Origin of the sequence: Enterobacter sp. C6, assembly GCF_008122455.1 — a bacterium.
Lineage (GTDB): Bacteria > Pseudomonadota > Gammaproteobacteria > Enterobacterales > Enterobacteriaceae > Enterobacter > Enterobacter pseudoroggenkampii.
Genome location: NZ_QPFW01000110.1, coordinates 1 through 6500 on the forward strand (window position 1 = coordinate 1; position 6500 = coordinate 6500).

At 58.1% G+C, this 6500-nt stretch carries 6 protein-coding genes; all 6 read right to left on the reverse strand.

Features of this window, described 5'->3' with window-relative positions; all coding sequences use genetic code 11:
- Positions 1 to 968: magnesium transporter (locus DOU50_RS01585; RefSeq protein WP_148768610.1), on the reverse strand; the 968-nt coding region annotated here is incomplete at its 3' end.
- Between the two features lie 148 nt (positions 969 to 1116).
- Positions 1117 to 2760, reverse strand: coding sequence for a multidrug ABC transporter permease/ATP-binding protein (locus DOU50_RS01590; protein WP_148768611.1), 1644 nt, complete (start codon positions 2758 to 2760; stop codon positions 1117 to 1119).
- A 69-nt stretch (positions 2761 to 2829) separates the two neighbouring features.
- The gene (gene alkB / locus DOU50_RS01595; protein ID WP_148768612.1) at positions 2830 to 3486 is read right to left on the reverse strand and encodes a DNA oxidative demethylase AlkB; all 657 of its coding nucleotides are present in this window, start codon (positions 3484 to 3486) and stop codon (positions 2830 to 2832) included.
- Positions 3486 to 4544: a bifunctional DNA-binding transcriptional regulator/O6-methylguanine-DNA methyltransferase Ada gene (gene ada / locus DOU50_RS01600; protein ID WP_148768613.1), complete on the reverse strand. Its 1059-nt coding sequence runs from the start codon at positions 4542 to 4544 to the stop codon at positions 3486 to 3488. Before ada ends, alkB begins: the two co-directional genes overlap by 1 nt.
- 72 nt (positions 4545 to 4616) lie before the next feature.
- Positions 4617 to 5672, reverse strand: coding sequence for an FAD:protein FMN transferase ApbE (apbE, locus tag DOU50_RS01605; RefSeq protein WP_032646590.1), 1056 nt, complete (start codon positions 5670 to 5672; stop codon positions 4617 to 4619).
- 114 nt (positions 5673 to 5786) lie between these two features.
- The coding region (locus DOU50_RS01610) for a porin (protein WP_194266112.1) at positions 5787 to 6500 on the reverse strand (714 nt) is incomplete at its 5' end.

Sequence of the window (6500 nt, forward strand, 5' to 3'; positions counted from 1 at the left end):
CACAGGTTAATGGCCAGCCACGCCCAGCGGGTTTTCACCGCCTTGCCGACGGAGGCATGGACGTCATCTTCGGCGCTGATCCCCCCGAGCGCACGCAGATCGTTGTCGGTTTCTTCGTAGACCACATCAACGATCTCATCGATGGTCAGACGCCCCATCAGTTTGCCGACGGAGTCCACGACGGCGGCACTCACCAGGTCATCACGTTCGAAGGTACGCGCCGCTTTCTCCGCATCGTCTTCCGGGGAGAAGACCATCGGCTCGTTTTCCATCACCTCGCTCACCTTCCGCTGGGTGCTGTTGAGCAGGATGGTTTTCAGCTCCAGCTCGCCGAGCAGCGTTTTATCCCGGGAGGTGACAAACAGTTTATCGGTGTTGTCCGGCATTTTTCCCAGGCGACGCAGGTAGCGCTGCACGGTACCGAGCGTCACGTCCGGGCGCACCGTGATAACGCCGAACTCCATGATCGCGCCGACGCTGTTTTTCTCGTAGTGCATAACCTGACGCACGCGCGCGCGTTCATCGGCAGGCAGTGACGCCAGCAGGCGGCCGGTCAGGTTGCGCGGCAGGTGCTGAACGAGGTAAATCTGCTCGTCGATATCCAGGGTTTGCAGAGCGTCAAGAATATCCCGGTCGCTCATCTCGTCGATCAGGTCGTCCCAGACGTTTTCAGAGGCCTCGAGCAGCACCTGCCCGCGCTCGTGATCCTGCACCAGACGCCACAGGGCGTGACGTTCTTCCGAGGGAAGCGCTTCCAGGGTATCCGCCAGATCCGGTGGGGGTAAATGAGCAACCAGCGCACCTACCTCAGCAATATCGTCGGCTAAAGTGCCGACATCATATTGCTCAGCCAGGGTGAGTTTGCCTAATAGCGTAGAGGTGACCGCTTTATCGGTCGTGAGAAGCCAGATGAGTCGCGCGCGCTCCTGGTCACGCTGTCTGGCGCTGTTTTTCTTTAATACCGACATCAATCATAAATCCATTAAATGAGTTGGGGTTAAGCATAGCGCGGGGATATGTAAATAAGAATAAACAACGGGGCGGGATGGAGAAAAAAGCGGCATTACGGCCACGATCTATCCCCTCTCCCTGTGGGAGAGGGTTAGGGTGAGGGCTTCAGGCCGTACGCGCCACTGCATCACGCGAGGCTGCATCGCGCTCTTCACCGGTCAGCTCGCTGAGCCTGCCGTCGCGCATCTCCAGCAGGCGGTCAGCATGAATGAAGTAGTGATCGTCATGGCTGATGGCGAAAACGGTTTTGCCCATCTCCTGCATCAGCGGCAGCAGCACCTGATAAAACTCGCGGCGGAAGTGCGGGTCCTGATCCGCCGCCCACTCATCCAGCAGAATGATGTCACGCTCTTCCGCTAGCGCCAGCAGCAGCGCCACGCGCTTTTTCTGCCCTTTGGAAAGCTTCAGATTGAGGATCTTCCCGTCCTGTAACTCCAGCTTGTGCGACATCTGCAGCTGCGCCAGCCATTTTTCCACCAGCGCAGGATTGGCCTGCTGCCCTTCCGGACCCAGCAGCCGATCGAACAGCCAGACGTCGGTGAACACCGCCGAGAAAAGCTTGCGGTAATCCTCGGGTTTCTCCGCGCTCAGCGCTCTGCCATCCAGCAAAATCTCGCCCGACTGCGGCTGATAAAGCCCGGTAAGCAGCATCGCCAGCGTCGATTTACCGCTGCCGTTGCCGCCGATCAGGAACAGCAGCTCGCCGCGGCGGATCGTCAGGTTAACCGGCCCCACGGAGAAGGCGCTGTCCTGATAGCGGAACGTGACGTTACGCAGCTCCAGCGTCTGCCAGTTCGGGAAGGCCTGCGGGCGCGGAAATTCGGCCTTAAACGGCGCGAGATCGAATTTTTTGAGCTTATTAAAGGCCACCTGCGCACTCAGCAAGGTAGGCAACGCGCCGACCGCCGAGAGCAGCGGCGTGCGCAAAAACAGCAGCGTCAGCGAGTAGGTTGCCGCGACGTTGGTGTCCGCCCAGCCCAGGCTGTTCGCCATCCAGAATACCAGGCCAATGGCACCCAGCATCATGATGTTTGACCAGTTCACCGCACTCAGGTGGAAGGTATCGGCGCGAATAATGTGATGACGATATTCGCGCGCGTCCGGGATATAGAGATGGTTAAAGATATACTCGGCGCGCTCGCGGTTCAGGGTGAGCTCTTTGCGCCCTTCCAGTACCGTCTGGTAATCGTTATAGAGCTTATCTTCGGTTTCACGCAGCACCGCCATGTGTTTGTAGACGCGCGACACCAGCACAAAGCCGCCCCAGATGGTAATGGCAATCCACAGCGCGGTCACCGCCAGCATTTTGCTGGAGAGCCAGGCGAGATAAGCGGCCGATCCAAAGGTCAGAATGATCCCCTGCACCAGCTCCGGCAAACGAACGAACGCGATGGTAATGGCGCGTACGTCGCTGGTCAGCCCCGCCAGCAGCGAGGCGCTGCCGAGCTGCTCAACGCGCTCGACCTGGGTGTCCAGGATCCGCTTGATAAACTCACTGCGCAAACGAAAAACGAAATGGTGGCCGAGCGCGGTCAGCGCCAGCTGGGAGCCGAGCGTAACCGCCATCAGCAGCAGCAGCAGGCCAAGAAACTCCGGCAATACGGAGAGCGAGGTGTCGACCATTTCAATCAACCGCACGTTAATAAACGCGATCAGGCCAATACCCAGCGCGGCGCTGGCAAGGCTTAACGCCATTACGGCAATGAAGGGCCAGCGATACTGACGCCAGACAAGGAGAAGTAGTTGCATGCAGGCAATCCGGACAATAAAAATCAGCCAGCAGTGTAAACTGCCAGGCGCGTACATCAAGAATAATTCTTATTTTTGTTTACGCATCCCCGCCTGACGGAAGGTCAGGTTATAACGGTACTCGCCCGTGAGGGGGTGGACCCCGGGTTTCAGCGGCTGAATGCCGTGATAATAAAGCCGAGATTCCCTGCCCCACACCACCACATCACCATGTTCCAGCATAATGCGTTTGAGCGGATCGTTGCGGCGTAATCCCCCAAACTGGAAGACGGCGGGCAGACCTAACGATACCGAAACGATAGGCGCGCGCAGATCGGGCTCATCCTTGTCCTGATGCAGCGAGAGCTTCGCACCGACGGCGTAGCGGTTAATCAGACAGGCATCAGGGCGAAAATCCGGATAATCCGCCGCCACGGCAGCCTCGTGACAAAGTGCCTGAAAAACCGCAGGCATGGGAGGCCACGGCCGGTCGGTCGTGGGATCGCTTGGAGCATACACATACCCACGTTCGTTTGTCGCCCAGCCCAGTTCGCCGCAGTTGGCCATGGCCACCGACATGGTGTAGCCGCCCGGCGTCACCATATGGCGAAACGGCGAAACAGCCGTCACCTCGTCGATACCGGCAAGCAGCGCCGCCGCACGGGAGAGTGCAAAGCGGCGCAGGATCGCTGCCCCCGGCGCAAGCGGCTCCTGCCAGGGTTCAGCATCCGCAAAAAGATCGAGCATTATCCCTCCCGGCGTTTCGCCTCACGTTTCAGTAATAGCGCTTTTCGCGCCGTCCCCCAGCGGTAGCCCGACAGCGCACCGTCGTTGCGAACCACGCGATGGCAGGGGATCACAATCGCCAGCGTGTTTGCCGCACAGGCTCCGGCAACGGCGCGTACCGCATTGGGCTGGCCAATCGCCTGTGCCACCTGCTGGTAACTTGCCGTTTCGCCGCTGGGAATGTTGCGAAGGGCCTGCCAGACGCGCTGCTGGAACGCGGTTCCGCGAATATCCAGCGGCAGCGTAAGCGGTACATCGCGGTTATCAATACTGGCAATCACCTGGTGGATCCGCTGCACAAAGGCGTCATCCAGCGGCGCGTGCGTTGCTTTGGGAAATTGCGTGGCAAGCTCTGCGGTGACTTCCGCATCGGTGTCACCCAGCAGAATCGCGCAGATCCCCCGCTCGCTTTCGGCGACCAGACAGCGTCCTAACGAACAGTGATCGATGGCATACCGCACGGCCACCTCTCCTTTACGGTACTGCTTCGCCGTCATGCCCAGCGCATCGTTGGCTTTACGATAATAGCTGCTGCTGTCGGGAAACCCCGCCGCCAGCACGGCGTCGGTAATTTTGTCTCCCTGCGCAAGCGCGGCGCGCAGGCGTTGGCCCCGCGCCGCCTGCTGCCAGGCTTTTGGCGTCATGCCGGTCACGGCCTTAAACAGACGGTGGAAATGGAAAGGACTCATGGCAACCTTCTGCGCCAACCCCTCCAGGGTTAGCGCAGGATCCTGCTCCAGAAGACGGCAGGCCTGTTCCACTTTCGCCAGCTTCTGCGCCTGTGGATCGCGTTTGTCCGGCATGCAGCGCTTGCACGGACGAAAGCCGGCCTGTACGGCATGATGGGCATCAGGATAAAAGCGGACATTTTTACGCAGCGCGTGGCGGGCACGGCATGACGGGCGGCAGAAAATACCCGTGGTCTGCACGGCGAAGACAAACTGATCGTCAGCGATCGGATCGCGGGCCAGCACGGCCTGCCAGCGATCCTCATCGGTAATAAAGGTTGAGTTTCTCATTATCGGCTCCTCTTACAAGCATACATAGAGCGTGCCTGAGCGCCACTGATAAAAAACCCGCAACCTTGCTTTTTAATTTTTGTCGCTAACCAGGAAACTGTTGAACTGCGGCGAGCTCCAGGTTTTGAACCCGTCGCCCTCTTTGGTGATCATATAAACCGCCAGCCCTTCCTGACGAACCACCTCTTTGGCTTTTTCCGGGCCGAGAACCATTAATCCGGTATCCCAGGCATCCGCTTCCAGCGCGGTGGGGGCAATGACCGTCACCGAGACCAGGTTATGCGTGATGGGGCGCCCGGTCTGCGGATCGATAACGTGCGAAATACGCTTCCCCTCAAGCTCGTAATAGTTACGGTAGCTGCCGGAGGTACTGATGCCATGTCCGTTGATATCCACTATCGCCTGCACGGCATTTTGCCGATCGGTCGGCTTTTGAATCGCTACGCGCCACGGCTTATCGCTGGCGTTCATCCCCCGGCTGACCAGCGCGCCGCCCACCGAGACCAGATAACGGGAAATTCCTTCCTGGGCCATCAGAGCAGCAAGATGATCCGCCGCATAGCCTTCCCCGACCGTCGACAGATCGACAAACAGATCGGGGATATCTTTTTGCAGGTACTGCTGACCGTACTGGTTGATCACGGTCAGATGCTGTAGCCCTGTCCGGGCGCGGGCGTCATCAATGGCCGCCTGTTCGGGCGTCTTCACCGGCTGTTTATTCGGGCCAAATCCCCAGAGGTTTACCAGCGGTCCGACGGTCACATCCATCGCCCCGTTGGTTTTGTAACCCACGCGCATTGCCTCGGTCACGATATCGGCCATCGCCTCGCTCACTGGCCACAGGGAGGTGCTGGTTGAGAGGTTAAAGCGCATCAGCGCCGAGTCATTTTTATAGGTCGACAGCAGCTGATCGTCGGCGTCCAGCTGCGACTGGATTTTGCCGCGAAGTTCGTCTGTGCGTGTTTTATCGAGGTTCATCACGCTGACGCGCCAGAAGGTCCCCATCGTTTTGCCTTCGAGCACCGTCGCGGCGGGTGCGTCGGTTTTCGCCACGGGTGTGGGATCGTTACACGCGGTCAGGAAAAAAAGCATAGCCAGAAAGCTGGCGCGTAAAAAAGTCATGTCCATTCATTATTATCCTCATGCCAGGGCGGCAAGAGTACACCAAAACGGGTGAGTTGTGAGAATCAGAGAGGCACAAAAAAGGGGCCATCAGGCCCCTTACGTCACACGATGACGCGATTAGAACTGGTAAACCAGGCCCAGCGCGACGATATCGTCAGTACCGATACCCGCCTGACGGGTAAATTCATTTTCATCAACCAGGTTGATTTTGTAATCAACATAGGTGGACATGTTTTTGTTGAAGTAGTAAGTCGCACCCACATCAACATATTTCAGCAGATCCTGATCGCCGTAACCTTCGATGTCTTTGCCTTTAGACTGCAGGTAAGCCACGGATGGACGCAGACCGAAGTCGAACTGGTACTGAGCAACCACTTCGAAGTTCTGCGCTTTGTTAGCGAAGCCGTAAGCGGTAGTCGGGTTGCTGCCGTTAGAAGTACCGAAACGGGTTGCGTTGTAGGTCTGAGAGTACTGCGCTGCCAGATAGATGTTGTTGGCATCGTATTTCAGGCCACCAGAATAGACTTCTGCGTGATCGCCATTACCGTATACGCCAGCTGCATTCTGGTCGGCGGTACGTTTGGAGGAGGACATCGCACCACCCACGCTGAAGCCTTCGCCCAGGTTATAGGTCACGGATGCACCGTAGCCGTCGCCGTTCTGGTTCAGCAGGCTGCGACCGTTAGTGTTTTCACCCTCTACGCTGCCGTTTTTGCCCTGATACTGCAGAGCAAAGTTCAGGCCGTCCACCAGACCAAAGAAGTCCTGGTTACGGTAGGTCGCGACGCCGTTAGCACGTTGCTGCAGGAAGTTGTCAGCGCCGTAGGTATC

Excerpts from the sequence above, each read along its gene's own strand:
- DOU50_RS01590 (WP_148768611.1), bottom strand. The coding sequence starts at position 2,760 with ATGCAACTACTTCTCCTTGTCTGGCGTCAGTATCGCTGGCCCTTCATT.
- alkB (WP_148768612.1), bottom strand. The coding sequence starts at position 3,486 with ATGCTCGATCTTTTTGCGGATGCTGAACCCTGGCAGGAGCCGCTTGCG.
- apbE (WP_032646590.1), bottom strand. The coding sequence starts at position 5,672 with ATGGACATGACTTTTTTACGCGCCAGCTTTCTGGCTATGCTTTTTTTC.
- ada (WP_148768613.1), bottom strand. The coding sequence starts at position 4,544 with ATGAGAAACTCAACCTTTATTACCGATGAGGATCGCTGGCAGGCCGTG.